At 36.6% G+C, this 20,646-nt stretch carries 22 protein-coding genes; 15 read left to right on the forward strand and 7 right to left on the reverse strand.

From position 1 onward, the window contains the following. Positions 1 to 43: 43 nt before the first annotated feature. The gene (locus BM361_RS07230) at positions 44 to 1,369 is read left to right on the forward strand and encodes a S28 family serine protease (protein ID WP_074977920.1); all 1,326 of its coding nucleotides are present in this window, start codon (positions 44 to 46) and stop codon (positions 1,367 to 1,369) included. 4 nt (positions 1,370 to 1,373) lie between these two features. Here BM361_RS07230 and BM361_RS07235 read toward each other — a convergent pair whose 3' ends face one another. Further along, positions 1,374 to 1,961: a riboflavin synthase gene (locus BM361_RS07235; protein ID WP_038267757.1), complete on the reverse strand. Its 588-nt coding sequence runs from the start codon at positions 1,959 to 1,961 to the stop codon at positions 1,374 to 1,376. 119 nt (positions 1,962 to 2,080) lie between these two features. Here BM361_RS07235 and pdxA point away from each other — a divergent pair, with 119 nt between their 5' ends. The 13 genes from pdxA to BM361_RS07300 all read left to right on the forward strand — a co-directional run bounded on the left by pdxA (position 2,081) and on the right by BM361_RS07300 (position 13,726). Next, the gene (gene pdxA / locus BM361_RS07240) at positions 2,081 to 3,127 is read left to right on the forward strand and encodes a 4-hydroxythreonine-4-phosphate dehydrogenase PdxA (protein WP_038267755.1); all 1,047 of its coding nucleotides are present in this window, start codon (positions 2,081 to 2,083) and stop codon (positions 3,125 to 3,127) included. A gap of 89 nt (positions 3,128 to 3,216) precedes the next feature. Continuing rightward, positions 3,217 to 3,753 (forward strand): YceD family protein, encoded by a 537-nt coding sequence (locus BM361_RS07245; RefSeq protein WP_038268013.1) that lies wholly within the window; start codon positions 3,217 to 3,219, stop codon positions 3,751 to 3,753. Positions 3,754 to 3,762: 9 nt separating this feature from the next. Then, positions 3,763 to 3,960: a 50S ribosomal protein L32 gene (gene rpmF / locus BM361_RS07250; RefSeq protein ID WP_038267752.1), complete on the forward strand. Its 198-nt coding sequence runs from the start codon at positions 3,763 to 3,765 to the stop codon at positions 3,958 to 3,960. A gap of 172 nt (positions 3,961 to 4,132) precedes the next feature. Continuing rightward, entirely contained in the window at positions 4,133 to 5,122 is a 990-nt protein-coding gene (locus tag BM361_RS07255; protein ID WP_074977922.1) for a beta-ketoacyl-ACP synthase III, read from the forward strand. Positions 5,123 to 5,158: 36 nt separating this feature from the next. Next, positions 5,159 to 5,659, forward strand: a complete 501-nt coding sequence (gene accB / locus BM361_RS07260; RefSeq protein ID WP_074977924.1) for an acetyl-CoA carboxylase biotin carboxyl carrier protein — start codon at positions 5,159 to 5,161, stop codon at positions 5,657 to 5,659. A 76-nt stretch (positions 5,660 to 5,735) separates the two neighbouring features. Beyond that, the gene (gene accC / locus BM361_RS07265) at positions 5,736 to 7,085 is read left to right on the forward strand and encodes an acetyl-CoA carboxylase biotin carboxylase subunit (RefSeq protein WP_074977926.1); all 1,350 of its coding nucleotides are present in this window, start codon (positions 5,736 to 5,738) and stop codon (positions 7,083 to 7,085) included. 140 nt (positions 7,086 to 7,225) lie between these two features. Then, positions 7,226 to 7,615 carry a GreA/GreB family elongation factor gene (locus tag BM361_RS07270; protein WP_235444290.1) on the forward strand — a complete coding sequence of 130 codons (390 nt, stop codon included), beginning with the start codon at positions 7,226 to 7,228 and terminating at the stop codon, positions 7,613 to 7,615. A gap of 96 nt (positions 7,616 to 7,711) precedes the next feature. After that, complete coding sequence (locus tag BM361_RS07275; RefSeq protein ID WP_074977930.1) at positions 7,712 to 8,836, forward strand: NAD(P)/FAD-dependent oxidoreductase; 1,125 nt, start codon at positions 7,712 to 7,714, stop codon at positions 8,834 to 8,836. Then, positions 8,829 to 9,536, forward strand: a complete 708-nt coding sequence (gene mtgA / locus BM361_RS07280) for a monofunctional biosynthetic peptidoglycan transglycosylase (protein WP_074977932.1) — start codon at positions 8,829 to 8,831, stop codon at positions 9,534 to 9,536. The genes BM361_RS07275 and mtgA overlap by 8 nt, the downstream gene beginning before the upstream one ends. A 67-nt stretch (positions 9,537 to 9,603) precedes the next feature. After that, entirely contained in the window at positions 9,604 to 11,346 is a 1,743-nt protein-coding gene (locus BM361_RS07285) for a tetratricopeptide repeat-containing sensor histidine kinase (protein ID WP_074977933.1), read from the forward strand. Beyond that, positions 11,343 to 12,116, forward strand: a complete 774-nt coding sequence (locus BM361_RS07290) for a LytR/AlgR family response regulator transcription factor (protein WP_074977935.1) — start codon at positions 11,343 to 11,345, stop codon at positions 12,114 to 12,116. Before BM361_RS07285 ends, BM361_RS07290 begins: the two co-directional genes overlap by 4 nt. Positions 12,117 to 12,242: 126 nt before the next feature. Next, positions 12,243 to 13,073: a hypothetical protein gene (locus tag BM361_RS07295; protein WP_038267721.1), complete on the forward strand. Its 831-nt coding sequence runs from the start codon at positions 12,243 to 12,245 to the stop codon at positions 13,071 to 13,073. 125 nt (positions 13,074 to 13,198) lie between these two features. After that, positions 13,199 to 13,726, forward strand: a complete 528-nt coding sequence (locus tag BM361_RS07300) for a DUF5004 domain-containing protein (protein WP_083425883.1) — start codon at positions 13,199 to 13,201, stop codon at positions 13,724 to 13,726. 65 nt (positions 13,727 to 13,791) lie between these two features. Here BM361_RS07300 and BM361_RS07305 read toward each other — a convergent pair whose 3' ends face one another. Both BM361_RS07305 and BM361_RS07310 read right to left on the reverse strand, forming a co-directional pair. Further along, on the reverse strand, positions 13,792 to 14,757 hold the full coding sequence (locus BM361_RS07305) for an ABC transporter ATP-binding protein (protein WP_074977939.1): 966 nt from the start codon (positions 14,755 to 14,757) through the stop codon (positions 13,792 to 13,794). 28 nt (positions 14,758 to 14,785) lie between these two features. Then, complete coding sequence (locus tag BM361_RS07310; RefSeq protein ID WP_074977941.1) at positions 14,786 to 15,322, reverse strand: DUF1697 domain-containing protein; 537 nt, start codon at positions 15,320 to 15,322, stop codon at positions 14,786 to 14,788. A gap of 82 nt (positions 15,323 to 15,404) precedes the next feature. Here BM361_RS07310 and BM361_RS07315 point away from each other — a divergent pair, with 82 nt between their 5' ends. Beyond that, on the forward strand, positions 15,405 to 16,358 hold the full coding sequence (locus BM361_RS07315; RefSeq protein WP_074977942.1) for a M20/M25/M40 family metallo-hydrolase: 954 nt from the start codon (positions 15,405 to 15,407) through the stop codon (positions 16,356 to 16,358). A gap of 201 nt (positions 16,359 to 16,559) precedes the next feature. Here the strand turns inward: BM361_RS07315 and BM361_RS07320 are convergent, their stop codons facing one another. The 4 genes from BM361_RS07320 to BM361_RS07335 all read right to left on the reverse strand — a co-directional run bounded on the left by BM361_RS07320 (position 16,560) and on the right by BM361_RS07335 (position 20,527). Continuing rightward, a complete protein-coding gene (locus BM361_RS07320) occupies positions 16,560 to 17,717 on the reverse strand; it encodes a serine hydrolase domain-containing protein (RefSeq protein ID WP_083425884.1) in 1,158 nt (385 codons plus the stop codon). 227 nt (positions 17,718 to 17,944) lie between these two features. Beyond that, complete coding sequence (locus tag BM361_RS07325; protein WP_074977946.1) at positions 17,945 to 18,847, reverse strand: hypothetical protein; 903 nt, start codon at positions 18,845 to 18,847, stop codon at positions 17,945 to 17,947. A gap of 219 nt (positions 18,848 to 19,066) precedes the next feature. Beyond that, on the reverse strand, positions 19,067 to 19,756 hold the full coding sequence (locus tag BM361_RS07330; RefSeq protein ID WP_074977947.1) for a LipL32 family surface lipoprotein: 690 nt from the start codon (positions 19,754 to 19,756) through the stop codon (positions 19,067 to 19,069). A gap of 204 nt (positions 19,757 to 19,960) precedes the next feature. After that, positions 19,961 to 20,527: a hypothetical protein gene (locus tag BM361_RS07335; protein WP_074977949.1), complete on the reverse strand. Its 567-nt coding sequence runs from the start codon at positions 20,525 to 20,527 to the stop codon at positions 19,961 to 19,963. Between the last annotated feature and the right edge of the window lie 119 nt (positions 20,528 to 20,646).

The following is a 20,646-nucleotide window of genomic DNA, read 5'->3' on the forward strand; positions in this document are numbered from 1 at the left end:
ATTTTAAATCTCAGATTTAAAAGCCCTTTATCAAAAAAGCCATATGCAGAATAAGCTCTTAAATATTGATGTCCAAAATGTTGTACTTATTATAATAGGGTTTGTACTTGTTACTTCAGTAAGATCTCAAGCCGGGGTGACCACATTTGAAAATGCCTTGAATAAACTTCCGGGGATTCATTTTGAAAAAGTTACAGAAAAGGATCCTTCTGTTCAGGTTTATGAGCTTAAAATAAGGCAACCCCTGGATCATAATGATACCCTTAAAGGTTTTTTTGAGCAAAAGGTAATAGTACGTCATCGTGGTTTCGATAATCCCACCCTAATGAGTACACAGGGATATGGCCTATACAGGGAGTCTAATGAGTTGGAAAAAATTTACGATGCGAATCATATAAATGTAGAGCATCGTTTTTATGGAGCCTCTGTGCCTTCCGAAAAGCCTTGGCAGTATTTAACAGTTGAACAAGCCGTAGCAGATTTACATGCCATCAGGCAGTTGTTTAAGAAAGTTTACAATAATACATGGATTAGCACAGGAATTAGTAAAGGGGGGCAATTAACACTTTTCTACAGGTATTTTTATCCTGAAGATGTCGATGTCTCGATACCTTATGTTACGCCTATCAATAATGGTCTGAAGGATGAACGAATATATAAATTCTTAGACACCATCGGAACCAAAGAGTGCAGGAATAAAATAAAAGATTTTCAACTTTTTTTGTTGAAAAATAAGGCACCTATTCTTGAACGGTTAAGGTGGTATTCGATGGGAGCTCAGTTAACTTACGATTATTTGGGATCGCTGGATTTGGCATACGAATATGCAGTGTTAGAATATTCCTTTTCCTTTTGGCAATCGGGGTTTACTTGCAATACTATTCCGGTTTATGATAATCTGGAGAGGGTAACCGAGCATTTTTTGGCAGTTTCAAACATCGGGTTCTATAGCGATAAAACAATGGAAAAATTTGCCCCACATTATTATCAGTCAGCTACACAGTTGGGGTATTATGGTTACGATGTTAAGCCTTTTAAAGAGTACTTGGACTATTTTGAAGATGACCCCTCTGCAGTTTTTGTGCCTAAAAAGTTAAAAAATATAGTCTTCTCAAACGAACTTAATAAGAAACTGCTAAAGTGGTTGTCTAAAGAAGGGAGTAATATTATTTATATCTATGGAGGTTCTGATACCTGGAGTGCTAATATGGTAATTCCTTCTGGAAAGGTAAATGCAAAATCGTTTGTTATTCCTAACGAAGATCATTATGGGGCAAGGGTTAAAAATATGAGTCCTGAAATGAAGTTGAAGTTTGCAGCCTTAATGGAAGAATGGACAGGTCTTAAAGCAGACCTGTCAAAACTTTAATCGATTAACTTATTTCATGTAAACGCTTAACGTATTTCCCTATCACATCAAATTCCAGGTTCACCGTACTGCCTTTTTGATAGTTTTTAAAGTTGGTGTGTTCGTAGGTATAAGGAATGATTGCAACGCTAAAACTGTTTTTTCCCGAATCAACAACTGTTAAACTGGTGCCGTCAATAGTGATAGAGCCTTTTTCGATCGTCACATTATTGGTTTTAGGGTCATATTCAAAAGTAAAACGCCAACTACCATTTTCATTAACTATATCTACACAAGTGCCCGTTTGGTCAACATGTCCCTGGACAATATGGCCATCGAGTCGATCCCCAAGTTTCATTGCGCGTTCCAAATTAACCGAATGCCCGACCCCCAGGGTGCCTAAGTTGCTTTTGTCAAGCGTTTCTTTTATCGCTGTTACCGTATACTCATCATGGTCTATGGCAACTACCGTCAGGCAAACACCGTTGTGTGAAACGCTTTGATCTATCTTCAATTCAGGAGTCATTTTACTGCTCACAGTAATGTGTAAGTTGTCGTTTTCTTTACGTAAGTTTTTAATTACTCCCAATTCTTCTACAATTCCAGTAAACATATTAGAACGAATTAATTAATTTTGTTTTCTATAGCTCGTGCTTTTTCTAAGGCAAAGGTACTATAATGTGTCGCTAAAAAGAAAAGAAAGCGCAGCGTGCTGTATAAAATGAATTTATGATGAAGAAAGAATCTTTAATAAAAGTAGGGATCTCTGTCGGAGATCTTAACGGAATAGGAGTTGAAATAATATTAAAAACCTTTGAAGATGCAAGAATGCTTGAGTTTTGCACCCCAATTATTTTTGGGTCGACTAAAAGCTTGTCATTCCAGCGTAAATACTTTAAGATCCAGGCTAATTATAATGGGGTTGATAATGTAGATCAGGCGGTAGAAGGAAAGCTCAATGTAGTGAATGTCTGGAAAGATTCTCCAAATGTTGAATATGGTAAGGAGACCAAAGAAGGAGGGAAATACGCTTTTCTTTCTTTGAAAGCTGCAACCGCTGCACTTAAAGCCGATAAAATAGATGTATTGGTTACGGCTCCTATCAATAAACATAATATCCAGTCAAAGGATTTTAAATTTCCAGGGCATACCGATTATCTTGCTAAAGAACTGGAAGGTGACTCTTTGATGTTTATGGTTTCGGATGAATTAAAAGTGGGTCTGCTAACAGATCATGTGCCGGTAACAGAGGTGAGTAAGCATATAACCCCTGAACTGATTAAAAAGAAAGTATTTAAAATTAATGAATCTTTGATACAGGATTTTAAAATCAGAAAACCTAAAATTGCTGTTTTGGGAATCAATCCACATGCTGGAGATCATGGGGTTATCGGGAAGGAAGATGATGCGGTGTTAAGGCCAACTATAAAAGAAATCCACGAAAGCGGAATATTGGTATACGGACCCTATGCTGCAGATAGCTTTTTCGCTACTGGGGCTCATAAAAAGTTTGATGCCGTACTTGCTTCGTATCACGATCAAGGCTTAATTCCATTTAAAACCCTGGCTTTCGGTCATGGAGTTAATTACACTGCAGGACTTAGTAAAGTGAGAACATCTCCCGATCATGGAACAGGTTACGATATTGCCGGAAAAGGTGAGGCAGACCCAGCCTCGTTCAAAGAAGCATTGTTTACTGCGATACATATTTTTAAGAATCGGTTGGAATATAAAGAGATAACTTCAAACCCTCTAAAAAAGCTATCTTCTAAATTATAAACAAAAAAATGTTGATAACATTATTGTCGTAAATAAAAATTTATATCTTTGCACTCCCGAAAATTGTCGGAGGTAAACTGATGTCTAAAATGAAGAAGTTCAAGGAGTTTGATATTCCATTTGTTGGATTAAAGGAGGCTAAGCATCAGTTCGATTATAAAATTGAAAATGCGTTCTTTGAAGCTTTTAATTATGATGAGTTCAATAATGCCGATATAAAGGTAGATATTGTACTTGACAAAAAAAGCAATATGCTGGAGCTGGACTTTAAAGCAAAAGGTACAGTGAATGTAAATTGTGATTTGTCAAATGAGCCATTTGATCTTCCCGTAAAAGGGAAATTACATTTGGTTGTGAAGCATGGAGAAGAATACAATGATGAAGATGAAGAGTTGTTGATTATTCCTCATGGGGAACATCAAATAAATGTGGCTCAATATATATATGAGATGATTGTGTTAGCTGTCCCTGCTAAAAGGGTGCATCCGGGTATTGAGGATGGAACATTATCATCGGATATAATTGAAAAGCTGGAAGAATTAAAGCCTAAAGAAGAAAAAAGTAACAATAATAACGAAACGGATCCTCGTTGGGATACTTTAAAAAAGCTATTAACGGATAAATAAGATTGAAAAATGGCACATCCTAAAAGAAGACAGTCAAGCACTAGAAGAGATAAGAGAAGAACGCACTATAAAGCGACAGCTCCTCAGATTGCTGTAGATAAAACAACTGGTGAATCTCACCTATACCACAGAGCTCACTGGCATGAAGGTAAGCTTTACTACAGAGGAAAAGTGTTAATCGACAATACAACTGAAGAAGTTGCATAAGGCAATTTCATAGAGAACTACGAACTCTCACTCTAAAGGTGAGAGTTTTTTTTGTTGAAAAACTTTTCTAAAAGTTAAAATCAACCTATTTTGCAATAAAAATTGAGCAAAAATTAGTATTTTAAACCAATTTTTGCACATTTTTGCACGTTTAGTAATATAAAACTGTGTTATGAGTAAAATAACAGCAGCCATTACAGCTGTAGGAGCATATTTGCCGGAGCACGTGTTAACTAACAAGATGTTAGAAGAGATGGTTGACACAAATGACGAATGGATAACCACCAGAACCGGTATTAAAGAAAGGCGCATACTTAAGGAAGAAGGTAAAGGAACCTCTTTTCTAGCCATTAAAGCCGCTGAAGACCTTATTCAGAAAAAAGGCTTAAACCCCGAAGAAATTGATTTAGTTTTAGTAGCTACAGCTACACCAGATCTTCCAGTAGCTTCAACTGCTGCATATGTAGCCTCTAATATAGGTGCTACTAATGCTTTTGCATACGATTTGCAAGCCGCTTGTTCAAGTTTCCTTTATGGAATGTCTACGGCAGCTAGCTATATTGAAGCAGGAAGATATAAAAAAGTACTATTAATAGGAGCCGATAAAATGTCTTCTATTATTGACTATACAGACCGCGCAACATGTATCATTTTTGGTGATGGTGCGGGAGCTGTTTTGTTCGAACCAAACGAAGAAGGTCTCGGATTACAGGATGAATATTTAAGAAGTGACGGCCAGGGTCGCGACTTCTTGAGAATTGAGGCAGGAGGATCAATCCTACCCGCATCGGAAGAAACCGTTAAGAATAAGCAACACTACGTTTTTCAGGACGGAAAGACAGTGTTTAAATTTGCTGTTTCTAATATGGCTGATGTATCTGCTAAAATAATGGAACGAAACAACCTTACGAAAGAGGATGTTCAATGGTTGGTGCCACATCAGGCGAATATGCGTATTATTAATGCTACAGCCAGCCGAATGGGAGTCGATGAATCAAAGGTGATGATAAATATCGATAAGTATGGAAATACTACTTCCGCAACCCTTCCGTTATTACTCAATGATTATGAGAATCAATTGAAAAAAGGAGATAACCTGGTTTTTGCTGCCTTTGGTGGTGGATTTACCTGGGGATCGATTTATTTAAAATGGGCATATTAATTCTAATAACAACTAGAAACTAACAAAACCTACGTCATGGAGTTAAAAGATATTCAAAACTTAATTAAATTCGTAGCCAAGTCCGGTGCAAGTGAAGTAAAACTTGAGATGGACGATGTTAAGATTACTATTAAAACAGGATCTGAAGAAAAAGGAGAGACTACCATCGTTCAGCAAGTTCCAATGGGAGCTCATCATGTGCCACAACCACATGCGCCTGTAGCTCAGCCGGCTGCAACAGCACCAGCTGTACCAGCACCAGCTGCAACGGATAAAAAGGAAGAAGAGAATAGTAAGTATATTACCGTGAAATCACCGATTATCGGAACTTTCTACAGAAAACCTTCTCCAGATAAACCAGCTTTCGTAGAGGTTGGAGATTCAATTGGTAAAGGAGATGTGCTTTGTGTGATTGAAGCAATGAAACTTTTCAACGAAATCGAATCTGAAGTGTCTGGAAAGATTGTAAAAGTATTGGTTGACGATTCTTCACCTGTAGAATTTGATCAACCATTGTTTTTAGTAGACCCTTCATAATAGTTAAATCACAATTCCCAAACTCCAGATCCCAAATTTTTGGAATTTGATTTTTGAGATTTAAAATTTGAACACTATGTTTAAAAAGATACTAATAGCAAACCGAGGTGAAATTGCACTACGCGTTATAAGAACCTGTAGAGAAATGGGGATTAAAACCGTAGCTGTTTATTCTACCGCTGATGCCGAGAGCTTGCATGTTCGTTTTGCCGATGAGGCTGTTTGTATAGGGCCGGCACCAAGTAAAGATTCTTATTTAAAGATACCTAATATAATAGCAGCCGCAGAGATCACAAATGCTGATGCTATCCACCCCGGATACGGATTCCTTTCTGAAAATTCTAGATTTTCTAAAATTTGTGAGGAGCACGATATTAAATTTATCGGAGCCTCAGCAGAACAAATAGACCGTATGGGGGATAAGGCCACGGCCAAAGAAACCATGATAGAAGCCGGAGTTCCGGTTGTGCCTGGTTCTGAAGGATTATTAGGTTCCTTAGAAGACACCAAAAAATTAGCCAAAGAAGTGGGGTACCCTGTGATGCTGAAAGCTACCGCTGGTGGTGGAGGTAAAGGAATGCGCGCTGTTTGGAAAGAAGAAGATATCGAAAAAGCATTCGAAAGTGCCAAGCAGGAAGCAGCTGCAGCCTTCGGTAATGATGGAATGTATATGGAGAAGCTTATTGAAGAACCTCGCCATATTGAAATTCAGATTATCGGTGACCAGTATGGTAAAGCATGTCACCTTTCTGAAAGAGATTGCTCAATCCAAAGACGTCACCAAAAATTAACGGAAGAAACACCTTCTCCTTTCATGACAGATGAATTACGTGATGCCATGGGAGAGGCTGCAGTAAAAGCCGCGGAATACATCAAGTATGAGGGCGCTGGAACTGTAGAGTTTTTGGTAGATAAACACCGCAATTTTTATTTCATGGAAATGAACACCCGTATTCAGGTAGAACACCCGATTACGGAACAGGTAATTGATTATGATTTAATCAGGGAGCAAATTTTAGTGGCTGCAGGTGTGCCTATTTCGGGTAAAAACTATACGCCTAAATTACACTCTATCGAATGTCGTATCAATGCGGAAGACCCATACAATGATTTCCGTCCTTCTCCGGGTAGAATAACCACATTACATGCTCCGGGAGGTCATGGAGTAAGATTAGACACCCATGTTTATGGAGGTTATGCAATTCCGCCAAATTACGATTCAATGATTGCCAAGTTAATAACAACTGCGCAAACCAGAGAAGAAGCGATCAATAAAATGAAGCGCGCCCTTGATGAATTTGTAATAGAAGGAATCAAAACCACAATACCGTTCCACAGACAATTAATGGATGATCCTGATTTTATTGCAGGTAATTATACCACTGCGTTTATGGAAGGTTTTAAAATAAAACCTATTGAAGATTAATTCAGAAGGGACTGATGATATTAAACAAGGAGCTTTTTAAGCTCCTTGTTTGTTTTTAAGCGGTTTCCAAATATCTTTATTCCATGGTTAAAGAAGAATTATACAAACAATGTTCCTCATACATCAATAATAAGCTTAGCATGCTCAAAATTCAAATGGATGAGCTGGAAGAAGGGTTGTTGTCTGAAACTAAAAGCAGTGCTGGAGATAAGCATGAAACTGGGCGTGCAATGATGCATCTGGAGCGTGAAAAATTAGGAAAACAGTATGCTGAACTGGAAAAACTAAAAACCATTCTTGCCAAAATAGACCCCCTTCATAAAACGACGAGTGCCTGCCTGGGTAGTATTGTTTATACAGATAAAGCCAATTACTTTTTAAGTATCAGCGCCGGAACTTTTATGGTTGATTCAATTTCCTTTTTTGCCATTTCACTTCAAACACCTGTCGGACAATTATTGCTTAATAAGGTTGTCGGTGATCAACTTTCCTTTAATGGAAATCATTTTACCATTCAAAAAATTGAATGATACTTCTGTGTAATTTTACTAACGGTTAGGTGTATGATAAAAATCTAATCCCTAAATTTAAAAAAGAGTCAGGTATCATCTTTCACGTATAATAGTATGAATTTTAGCTATTGGGAAATAAAACAGTGGATTTCAAACACCGATTACACCATTGTCGGAAGTGGTTTGGTTGGTTTAAACTGTGCTTTGAAACTCAGGGAGAACCATCCCAAGGCTTCCATCCTGGTTTTGGAAAAAGGAGTGCTCCCGCAAGGCGCAAGTACTAAGAATGCTGGTTTTGCGTGTTTTGGGAGTCTTTCGGAGCTTTTGGATGACCTGAACCTGCATACCGAAGATGAAATGATCGAATTGGTTCAACTCCGGTATAAAGGACTTAAACTGTTGAAAAACAACCTCGGCGCAAAAAATATTAAATATAAAAATAGAGGAGGTTATGAGTTGTTTTTAAAAACTAAAGGAGAGTTCTTTGAGTCATGCCTGGAAAATAGAGAGCGTATTAATGAATTGTTAAAACCCTATTTTAAAAAGAATGTGTTTAAAGTTAAAAAGAATGAATTTGGCTTTAACCATATTCAAGATCATTTGATTTTTAATCAATTTGAAGGTCAGATTGATACCGGAAAAATGATGGATCAATTACTGAAAAGGTGTATTAAAAAGAACATTCACATTCTCAATGCTACCTCTGTATCAGGTTTTGAAGATCTCCGGAATGGAGTACACGTAACCACCGATCACTTTCAGTTTAAAACCAAAAATCTCTTAATAGCCAATAATGGTTTTGCTCAAAATTTACTCAATATTGATGTAGAGCCCGCCAGAGCTCAGGTGCTTATCACCAAACCAGTTAAAAAACTACCGTTTAAAGGTACCTTTCATCTTGATAAAGGGTTTTATTATTTTAGAAATATTAATGGCAGGATCCTACTGGGTGGGGGGCGGAATCTGGATATTGAAGGCGAAAACACCACCGACTTGGCCCAGACACCACTTATTCAAAATAAATTGGAAGAACTCCTTAAAACTACTATCTTGCCAAATACACCACATGAAATAGAGCACCGTTGGAGTGGTATCATGGGGGTCGGATCGGTAAAAAAACCGATCGTACAACAACTTTCAGAGAATGTTTATTGCGGGGTTAGGTTAGGAGGAATGGGAGTTGCCATAGGGTCTCAAATAGGTGCAGACTTAGCAAATTTAACCGCTGGTAATGATTAAAAAGATCTTTAGGCTATTATTCAAAACACTTTTTTGGTTTCTCGTTGTGTCCATATTCTTTGTGCTGGCCTATAAATGGTTGCCGGTACCCGTAACCCCTTTGATGGTTATCAGGAATATTGAGCAGAAACAGGATGGGCAGAAGGTGGTGTGGAAACACGAATGGGTCCCAATAGAGTCAATTTCCGAAGATCTCCAACTTGCTGTTATTTGTAGTGAAGACCAGAAGTTCTTGTCCCATCATGGTTTTGATCTGGAAGCCATAGAAGATGCTATTGAAACCAATAAAGAAGGAAAAAGGTTAAAAGGTGGAAGTACCATTAGTCAGCAAACAGCTAAAAATGTTTTTTTATGGCCAAAACGGAGTTGGGTCCGGAAAGGCTTTGAGGTATACTTTACTTTTTTGATCGAGCTGTTCTGGTCTAAAGAACGCATCCTGGAGGTGTATTTAAATAGTATTGAAATGGGTAATGGTGTTTATGGTGCTGAAGCCGCTAGTTGGTATTGGTTCAATAAATCGGCTGGAACACTCACTAAATACGAAGCCGCTGCCTTGGCAGCCATCCTTCCAAATCCAAAGAAATACAAGGCAAGTCCGGCAACAACCTACATTCAATCGCGAAAGGAGTGGATCCTTCGTCAAATGCGAAATTACGGACCTTTCGATTTAAAAAAGAAAATTCCTATTGGAGAAAAGTAGTAGCATTAACATTGTTTTCAAAGCTAAAATAGGTTAATTTTGACGGCCTGATTAAGAGGTTTTTCCTATGTCGATTGCCAAAAAATGTACCTTTCTCCTACTGCTTGTTCATGGGTTGTCAACCTTAGCTTCTCAAAAGCCAATGGAAGCAGACCTGAAAAGTATTCAAAATCAGGGTGACAGTTTAATGAGAGCGGGGCAGTTTGATAAAGCCATTGCATGTTTTAATACGGTTCATAAATACGCACTAAAAAACAATGATTCTCTTAGTATAGCCTTGGCTTTTAACGGAATTGGAAGTGTTCATTTGTATCAAAAAGAGCTAGATTCGGCAGTGCACTTCTATTTTAAAGGGCTACCCTATGTTTCAGTTCAACCCAATAAGATAGAGCGGGTTAAGATATTGAATAATCTGGCTATTGTACATACACATCTTAGACAATATCAAAAAGCCAAAAGTTTTTTTCAAGAGGCCCTTCCGCATTCAGAAGGGAACTTAAGACTAAGTATCCTGAGTAATAGTTATGGGGTGTACCTTCAACTTAAAGAACTCCATAATGCTGAACGAACCTTGAAAGAGGCCATTTACCTGGCCGATAAATTGCAGAATCCCTATGTGAAATCAGTACTTTATACCAATCAAGCAGATTTTTATATTCGCCGGAAGCAGTGGGAAGAAGCTCTGAATGCGGGATTCAAAGGACTGAAGCTTAAGGAAGAGATTCAAAACAAAGACAATGTTGTGGTGCTTAATAATATTGGATATGCTTATCATCAGTTAGGTGAATTAACCAAAGCACTACAGTATTACCAAAAAGGCTTGCATCGAGCTTCTTTGCAGGAAAAGGTGCAATTATATAAAAACCTTAAAACACTTATGGTGGATAGGGGTAATGACCATGAAGCCTTGTTGTATTTTGAAAAATACGACAGTATTAAAGAAGTTCTTCAGGCTGAAGAGTTCAGCAATAAAATTGCTGAGTTGGAGCAGCAATATGAATCAGCTCAAAAGCAGCAAGCCATTGAAGCACTGGAAGAAGAAAATAACTTGCAGAAACAACTCATCAAACAACAAAACTATATCGGAGTCTTTGTATTGCTGCTCTCATTTTTAGTGGCTGCGATTGTGTATGTATGGTTCAAACAAAAAAATACCAGGCAAGAGCTCCAAAGGGCTTCCTTGCAACAGAAGTTATTATTAAGTCAATTAAGTCCCCATTTTATATTCAATGCACTGCAAAGCATTCAGAGCTACCTTTTTTTAAGTAAAACCGAAAGCGCTATGGAATACCTGCATGGTTTTGGTTCATTGATAAGAGGAGTTTTGGAAAGTTCCGACAAGGAATGTATTACCTTGGCACAGGAAATAGACATCCTCGAAAACTACCTGTTGTTGCAACAAGCGGGATCGCAGAACCATTTAAAATATGATATCGTTACTGAGTCCATATCTTCCGAGAAAATTCAGCAGATCCGATTGCCCGGGATGCTCATTCAGCCTTTTGTTGAAAACGCGGTTATTCATGGAGTGAAAGATATAGAAAATGCAAGGGTGTTGGTGAAATTTGCATACGCTAACGATTATCTCAATATAACCGTTATAGACAACGGAAGAGGAATATCAGAAAGTAATACATCCGCTAAAAACGGTTTATATACTTCTATGGGAATGAATATAATTCAAAAGCGTATACAAACTTTCAATCAAACCCATAAAAAGAAATTGTTTCTGAAAATTGAAAATTATTCCAGGGATAAGCAATATCCGGGAGTTCGCGTGTCAATCGAAATACCAGTCTTGAATTCATGAAAACGCATAATACATCTATTTCCTGCTTATTACTTGAAGACGATGCTGTTTTACAAGCGGGAATAAAGCAAATCTTACGTGAGCAATACCCTGAAATAACACTCCACCTGGCGTGTAATCTAAAGGAAGCAGCATTGTGTTTCTATAAATATCAACCGGAATTACTTTTATTTGATATCAACTTACCTGATGGTAATTCCTTTGAACTTTTAGAAGACTTTCATAAGAATCGCAAAAAAGGATTTAAAGTGATCTTTATAACGGCACATACTCATTATGCAATTAGTGCATTTAAATATAATGCCCTCGATTTTATTTTAAAACCATTTATGCCCAAGCAACTCTGTGAAACAGTGAGCAGGGTAGTAGAGCAAATCGAAGAACAGCAGTATTTTAAAAAATTGGAATCCTTTTTTAAGCAAACGGCTATTGGAGTAAATGGACAAGAAAAGAAAATTGTTTTAAAAACCCAGGAAGCCATACATGTACTAAGGCATAAAGAGATCCTATACCTTAAGTCTGATAATAATTATACCGAATTTCATCTGGTTGAAGAGAAAAGTATCGTGGTAGCACAACCATTAAAAAAGTTTGAAGAAAATAATGCTTTAACCGGCTTTTTAAGAGTACACCAGTCGTATTTGGTTAACCTTCAGTATGTAAAGACCTTTAGAAAAAATCAAGACTGTTTATTGTTGGATAACGATAAAAAAATCCCTGTATCAGGTCGAAAACGATCACAATTACTAGCGTATTTTAACGAGCTTTGACCCCGCTTTCACGGTAACCATGGGCACATGCTCGAAAAGCAATAGCAGATTCTAAAAGGATCGGATTTAGCAAGCCTGAGGCATGCTTTATGCTTTAATTTTGCCGTAATATAAATTCAAACAACAATGAAAAAAACTACTTTTTTAAGCCTTGGTATGCTGATGGTTATTAGTGCGTTATCAATTCAACAAACCCATGCTCAACTTTGGAAAAAAATCAAGAATAAAGTAGAAAAGAAGGTAGAAGATACGGCCGATGATATTCTAAATGGTAAAAACAACGCTCCGGGGACCTCAGCGAACAAAACTAATGATGACAGTACGGTGCCATATGTAGAAGAGGTGTTTTCCTATATTCCTGGAAAAGACTTGGCGTTTGAGGATAATTTTGAAAATGAACGAGAAGGGATAATGCCCTCTAAATGGAAAACAAACGGAAGCGGTTCGGTAACTACCATTTCTGGTATTGAGGGAAAATGGCTCAAATTGAGAGAACGATCAACGATTAAGTTGGATACTTTATTAATAATGCCTGAGAATTTCACTGTAGAATTTGATATAGTTACTCGAAGTGAAAAAGCCAGGGATATAAGTCCAATGCACTTTGGTTTTGCCCGGGATAACAGTGCGTCAAAATATATAAGTGATGCTTATAACCGTGGTTCCATTACGGATATAGAATTACATTTATCATCACAAAAAGTTTCAGCATCAAGCAGCGATACTGAAAGTAACAGTTATTTAGATTTCCCTTTTAGTAGGTTTTCCAATGAAACCATACATGTGTCCATTGCAGTAGAAGGCCAGCAGATGAGGGTATACCTGGATAAATCTAAAATATTAGATGCAAAAATGTTCGCTGTCAAAACACCAAAACATCTTTACATTAGTGCTCCTTGGGAATACGATAACGGCGCAAAAATATTTATTGGAAACGTGAAAATTTATAAAAATTAAAGAGCGTTCAAAATCAGGGTAATAGGGTTCAATAGGTGATTTTTTATTGATTTTTTTATTTACAATACGCAACCTTTTACCGATTCACTGGTCTTGTAGATGAATAACAAATATTAAAAGTTGCAATGATGAATTTAAAAAGAGTATCTTTACCCGTACTACTTATGCTTGGCGGTGTTATGTTAAGCTGTGATTCTAATGACGACATTAGTTGTGCAGAAGATTTTACAGGTGATTTAACAACGTCGGAAGAAGTTCTTGTCGGTGAATGGAATCTTTCAGCTGTGGTTGCTGAAGATGAAATTGACCTTTCTGATGATGAAGTAGAAAACCCAACTACCAATTTATTGTCTCAGTATACAGCTTGTCAAAAAGATGTGGCTTACATTTTTGATGCCGAAAGAAATTTTACAATCGAGCAATCATATAATGTGGCTGACTGTGCAGAAAAAGGTCAGTTGGCAGGGACCTGGATGTTAAATGGTGAAGCCTTGAATTTAGTGTATGCTTGTTCAAGATTGTCAACAGGAATCGATATCCATGCAGAAGGAACTACGTTTTCTTTTACCGGTATTGAAAATATCCAGGATATTAACGGTCAGATTATTGAAACAACGGTAACTTACACATATACAAAACAACTTGAAAATTAGTTGAGGTTATAATTAGCAAAAACATGTGTAAAGTTAGAGGCTGCCGATTCTTCGGCAGCTTTTTTTTACGAGCGTTTTTCGATAAGGTCTTCCGAAATTGATAAACATACCTTTTCACCATTCTCAATTTTATGTTGGTGCTCAAAGTACAACGTCACCTCATCCAAGGTGGCTTTCATCATGTAAGAGGAGCCCTTAAAGAAACTGCTCTCTATAGTTGCTTTTAGGCGCGACTTTTTATCAATTCCTATCTCATGGGGATAGACTAAAATCGTTTCTCCATTGCTATTGGAGTCAAATAACGATAGCGGAAGTTCATTAACTTCTCCAAATAAGGATGCTACATAATAGTTCTTCGGGTTTTCATAGAGTGTTTCGGGACTTCCCTGATCAACAATTTTTCCTTCCTTTAAAATTACCGTTTTATCAGCAAAACTTAAGGAATCAGCATTGTCATGGGTGGCAACAATGCAGGTAATGTTATTTTGTTTAAAGTAATTGAATAAATTCCTGCGAAGGTTGTTCTTTCTGAAATTATCAATATTGCTAAAAGGCTCGTCCAGCAAAATAATCTCTGGTTCTTTTGCTATTGCCTGAGCCAAAGCTACCCGCTGCATTTGTCCGCCGCTGAGTAAGCGTGCCTTCGTTTTGGCAAAAGCAGTCATTTCAACCAACTGCAATAACTCGCGGGTCCGCTTTTTTTTCTTTCCCGGATAGAAATTTGATAAAAATTTCCCGATGTTTTCTTCTACGGTTATAGAAGGCATCAGGTCAAAATCCTGTGCAACATATTTCATAAAAGATTCACCGGGTACCAGGTTGTAATCAGGACCTAAAAGCCTTTGATCATTCCAATATATTTCTCCATTTTCTGGAGCCAGCAATCCGTAAATTATTTTTAGTAAAGTACTTTTGCCACAGCCACTTTCACCCACAATAGCAATGTTTTCACCTTGATCCGCGAATAGTTTAATACGCTTAAGGACTTTTTTGTTTTCGTAAGCAAAAGAGATATTCTTGACTGCCAGCATTGAAATTTTTTTGCAAAGGTATCGAATATTATTCGGAAGCCATCTCCATCAGTTTACCCATCGTTTTCCAGTTACGGGTAGTAGCATTCACTTTTAATTTTTGCTCGATGAACGGATTGGTTATTTTAGCCTTACCGTAACCGTTGTGATAACAGAAATAAAGAACTTCGTCCTGTACTATAAAAACATCATCTTTGCTTTCAACAGCTTCAAGGGCTTGTATTTTTGAATCCTCGGGTGACTCGAAAAGCAGGGTGCAATAGAGCTTATTTATTTCTTCGTTTTTATTGATAAACGGATTTTTAGTATATATTTTAGCGAACCGCTCAAAATCAGTCAGGTAGATTTTAACCTCAAATCCAAAATGATCCTCTATCTTATTTTCAATTTTTCCTTTTAAAGCGTCAGCAGTTTCTCTTGATTTAAAAACAACATTACCACTTTGAATATAGGTGCATATTTCTTTAAGATCTAATGAAGATAATAGCAATTTCAGATCTGCCATTTTAATTTTTCGGTGACCTCCCACGTTAATTCCGCGCAAGAGTAAAATATATGTTTTCATGGGTTGAAATTAAGAAAATTATAAGGACCAATTGCCTTGAGATTGTTATTTTTGAAACCTTGAGTTAAAAAAATACCCATATATGAAAAAGATACTTTTTACCGCAACCATCTTATTGGTTTCAAATGTAATGATTGCACAAAGTGAGGTTACCCAGGAGGAATTACGTGAGCATATAGAATTTTTGAGTTCCGATAAGAATGCTGGGAGATTTCCCGGAACCAAAGCCAATAAAAGAGTCGTAAAGTATATTATAAAATCATTTAAGAAAGCTGGGATTGAGGCCTATGGAAAATCATATAAACAAGAATTTCAGGCGAAGATCAGAGTAAAAAAAGGCGAAGCACCTAAACCAGAGGCTACAACCTGGAATGTAATCGGATATATTGAAGGAAATGATCCGGTCCTGAAGGATGAGTTTATAATATTAGGGGCCCATTACGATCATTTGGGAATGGGCGGTCCCTCATCGAAGTCTGATCATGAAGGAATTCACAATGGAGCCGATGATAACGCCAGCGGAACCGCTGCCTTGTTAGAAATAGGAGAGAGAATCGCCGCCAATAAACATTTGCTAAAACGCAGTGTATTGTTACTTGCTTTTGGAGCCGAAGAACAAGGATTATTAGGGAGTAAGAATTTTACTGAGAACCCTGTAGTGCCGTTGTCACAAGTCAAGTTGATGGTGAATATGGATATGGTCGGACGACTTAATAACGAAAACCATGTATACATGGGTGGAGCTGGAACCTTTCCAGGTGGAGTAGAACTCATGAAAAACCTTGGAGAGCCACTAGGGCTTACCGTGTTTGCCCATCCTGGTTCAATAGGAGGTTCAGACCATGTTTCCTTCTATAAAAAAGATATTTCTGTGATGGGAATTCATACAGGGGGGCATCCGCAATATCATACCACCGAGGATACCGTAGATTTAATTAACTTTCCTGGACAAGAGAAAGTGTGTAACTATATCTACAGCGCATTAATGAAAGTGGCAACAACAGATTATAAAATGGAGTTTATCCGTCAGGATTAATCAAAAAAGCCCTTTTTTAAGGGCTTTTTTTTGAGGTGTCCATAAAGATTTTTGGCTTGTATGAGCTGGTATTTATTTCACCTTTTTCCCAACTGTTTCATAGATTCTATTTTTGAATAGGATAGTAGGAGTGTTGTTTTTAGTCTTTTTAAAGATTATTCGGGCAAACATATTTTCGAATTGATAGGTGTTTTTATCAAGCTATAATAACTTTAGCTTACCCCTGTTGCCCAGTTGACTATAAAGAGCCTCGCTTTCAAATGATATAGTTCTGGTTGAACCATCATCAAACCTGTAAGTTCCGGTATATTTTTCTGCGAAATCCGGACTAATTTTAGCCGCTTTTGAAGCTGTATCCGGATAGGGTTTATTAAGTGCGATTACTGCCATTTTAGTTGATACAAAATCAGTGGCACTACAAACGCAATTAGATAGAACCACAACAAAAACATCTTCTTCAGGCAGATAAATAGTATTACTTAAAAAACTAAAAGATCCGCAGTTGTGTTCTATTGAAGGAATCCCATTTACTTCGTCAATAGCCCATCCAAAGCCATAGTTAGCATGCTTTCCGTTTGACAGTTTATAATTCGTAAAGGCTCTTTTTTTACTTCCTTCACTTATAAGCGTATTGTTTCGTATGGCTCTGTTCCAAAGAAATAAGTCATACGTTGTAGATAAAATAGCTCCAGCGCTATACGCATGTGTGTATAACATTTCATCTGCTTTTACGAATTTGCCTTTAATTTTATCGTGTCCGGTAGCTCTGTTCGGTATGATTTTATGTCTGGACATAAATGATGAATTTTTCATATCTACCTTCTTGAAGATTTTATCTTCAATGAATTCGCTATATGATTTATTTGATAATTTTTCTATTAAAATTCCTAAAAGGTAATATCCTGTATTACTGTAATGGTACTTTTCACCGGGGGCAAAAAGCATCGGCATTTTTTTAAACAGGTTCATGAACTCCTCTTGAGTCATTTCATTATATCTGTTATTATACCATTCGTCAGAGGCAGTAAAACTGGCTAAGCCTGAAGTGTGTGATAATATTTGATCTATTGTTATGGGATGGCCATGAGTAGGATAATCCTTAAAGTAGGTAGTTATATCGTCATCAAGTTCTAATTTACCTTTTTCAAATACACTATTAATAGTGGCGTCAGCGTTTAATTCTAAACTAACTTTGCCGAATGATTTTTGATAGATGATTTTTCCATCGATGGCAACAAGAGCTGAAGCTGCTGTTCCGGTATCCGGATATTCTTGATGAAATAGTTTGTCAAATTGTTTTTCTAATGATTGTGAGTATGTATTTGGTATTGTAAATAGTAATATTAAAAATGTTGAGATTGGTTTTTCTTTATCAGTCTATACAGAAGGTCAAATGTTACGGGAGAAAAGAAATAAGACTAATCCAGATATTTGAGGGTAATTTTTTTTACTCACCCAGTGAACCTCGACAACTAGCGGGAGATTCGCCGCTTGCCCTTGTGAAACATTTCCAAGGGACTTCACGTGACTTGCGTCGAAATGTTTTTTAGTTTATCCCGTATTAATGACTTGATAGCTTACTTCGGCTAATTAACCGTTGTTGTATTTTCAGTGTCTTTTACTGTTTTTAGTCCGTCATTAATTTTAGCTTTAAGTGTTTTGATATGACAATTACTACAATCCAATTCTTTTAAAGAACCTTCTAAAAGGTAGTCAATATATTTCTGAAACGCATCTTTAGGAATGTTCTGGTTTAAGCAAACAAAGTAAAACTTGAAGGAATTGTCGTAGAAGCTTTTATAGTATGGCCTTAGTATTGCAGCACTGAACCCGCTGTTTTCTTTTAAATTTTTAAGATGTTTTTCTTTGTATTTAAAACTACGTGTTTTAAAACTATCTACCTTCACGGAGGATATCTTAAAAGCACTTTTTATTATTGGACGGTCATTGTATTCCGGAGTAGGCTTAAAGTATGTGATTAATTTAAAAACCAAAGAGTCGTTTAAGCCTCTGTAATGTTTTATTGTTAACGTATGATTTCCCTTTTTGATACTCCCGGAATATCCCAGACTATCTTCATGTTTTAAGAACGTACTGATCTTTTCAATGATATCTTTATTGCGAGTTATAAGAGGATTGCCTGGAGAGATTGATGACTGATACTTGCTGAACTTTATATTTGGAGATAATGAAAAACTGTTAATACTATTGGTTGTATCGTTTGTAAAGACATAAATATTTTGATTAGCCTTAACAGTGCTGTCAACTGCTTTTTTAAGTGTAATAACTTTATTGTTATAAAGCTCTATAGAAGCTTCAGCTTCTTCTTTACTACCTCCATAGAAGATTTGCTCCTTTTCTTTTTTCTGTTTGTAGTAACTTATTATGCCCGGGCCAAACCATTGAAACAGGTAAACGGAGAGTGTGAAAGTTACCAGGCAAAAGACAATAAGGTAGTATCTCCAATCAATTTTTTTATTGTTTTTCATTTCTTTAAAGTCAGGCTTAGCGGTCTTGCTTATGACTATTGATAGATTTCAGTTTTGTCTTTTCAAATAATCTATTGGGTTTATTTCTTTTGCTAGTGGGTAAATTAAATGAGTAATAGCAGGTAACGTAAAAATTCAAATTAAACTGTCTACAGTCCTTGATATTTTATACATCACCTGCTATTGCTTATACAAAATGTTATGGGTAAATTATACTATCTATTTCATTTGCTCTAATAATGCATCAATTGTTTTCGCCATTTGTACACCGGGCAATTTAATCGGAGCGGCTACTTCAGCTAGGAAAGTACCCGAAACCTCACCTTTTTTATAAGTTGTAAACCCTACACGGTATAAACCAACTGTTAGTGCTTTTAATGGATCACTTACGTTACTCTTATATCTTAATAAAGAATTATACTTTCTTCCTCTCGGGTCTTTTGGTAGCTCACTGCTATCATCATTTTTTTCTAAAGTAACCCATTCAGCATTTGCTACTGCATCGGTAGAAATATCCTCTTTTTTAAGAATGCTTGAACGCTCAAGTGTAATGTAAGTATCAAAATAATCTTTTGAGTCTTTATTATCAAGGTATTCTTGCGACTCAATGGCATCTTTAATTTTCATCTTATCAACTGGCGATATCATACGAACACCTAGTTCAGGTGCAGCCGCTGGAATCCAAATATAGATATAATAGAATTTTTTTCCATCCTTTACCTCATCTTCATTGCCTTGGGCTGCATATCCTAAATAGCTCACGACATCTGTGTAAGGTACTCTAATTGTTTTCGGGCCTATTTTTTTCTCAGTAGAGCTACCAAATTTTTTAAGCTTTTGAGCCTCTGCATGTGAAATTGAAAAAATAGTAATGACTAAGATTGCTATTCCTTTAAATAATTTATTCATAGTGTTTCTTTTTTTATAATTAATTGAATTGTTTTTTCATAATAGATGGTTAGTACTTGATAATCTTAAAATTCACCCATAACAATTATTATCAATACCATTATACTTATTGTTAAAACTATATTTAAGTTGTTCTTTATTCTATAATTGAGATTTAAATGCTCTAATGTTTGTGTAGAAATGGAGTATATTATTGGGTAGGGATTAATTATCCATTACAATAAGATCTCCATTTAACTTATAACTAAAAGTGAAAGTTGTGCCACCGTTTGGAGGAGTCAATATCACAACATATTTAGTTTTATTAGAATCACCGTTTTCTGGAAATTTGATAAATGCCATGCTTAAGACAGGGTCGTTGATGGCCTTTTCGGCAGTTAATTGCTTACTTGATTTTTCCACTAGTTCACCTAATTTTGAAAGGGAGATAGTATTGTTTAACTGAAACATAAAATCCGCAGCTTCACTTCCCTTAGGCACTTCTATTGAGATCTCTGAGCTTTGCAACCAGTTACCTTCTGTTGAATCCCATTCTTCCATTTTTAATGATTCGGGGTTCTTTGAAACGACAACACTAATAATATTGCCTATCGATTCGTCATAGGTAATCGTTAGATCTGTATAAAAAGCGTTTTCACCAAACTTGCTCTTAAGTTCTTTTTCTATAACGGTAAACCCTTTTTGGTCTGGCAATTTTTTACCAGTTGAGCCTCCACAGGAAATCAACAAAACAACTTCTGTTACGCCTACAATGAATTTAAATATTTTCACGTTGGTGTTTTTTTATGTTTTATACCACCAAAAATAAATAGGAAAAAAATGCCTAGAAATAGAGAATCTATTTCCGAAGCTTTACAGCAAATAAGTGAGGAGTTTTATGAAACATCCGT

It is taken from the genome of Zhouia amylolytica (assembly GCF_900116365.1).
In the GTDB taxonomy this organism is placed as follows: Bacteria; Bacteroidota; Bacteroidia; order Flavobacteriales; family Flavobacteriaceae; genus Zhouia; species Zhouia amylolytica.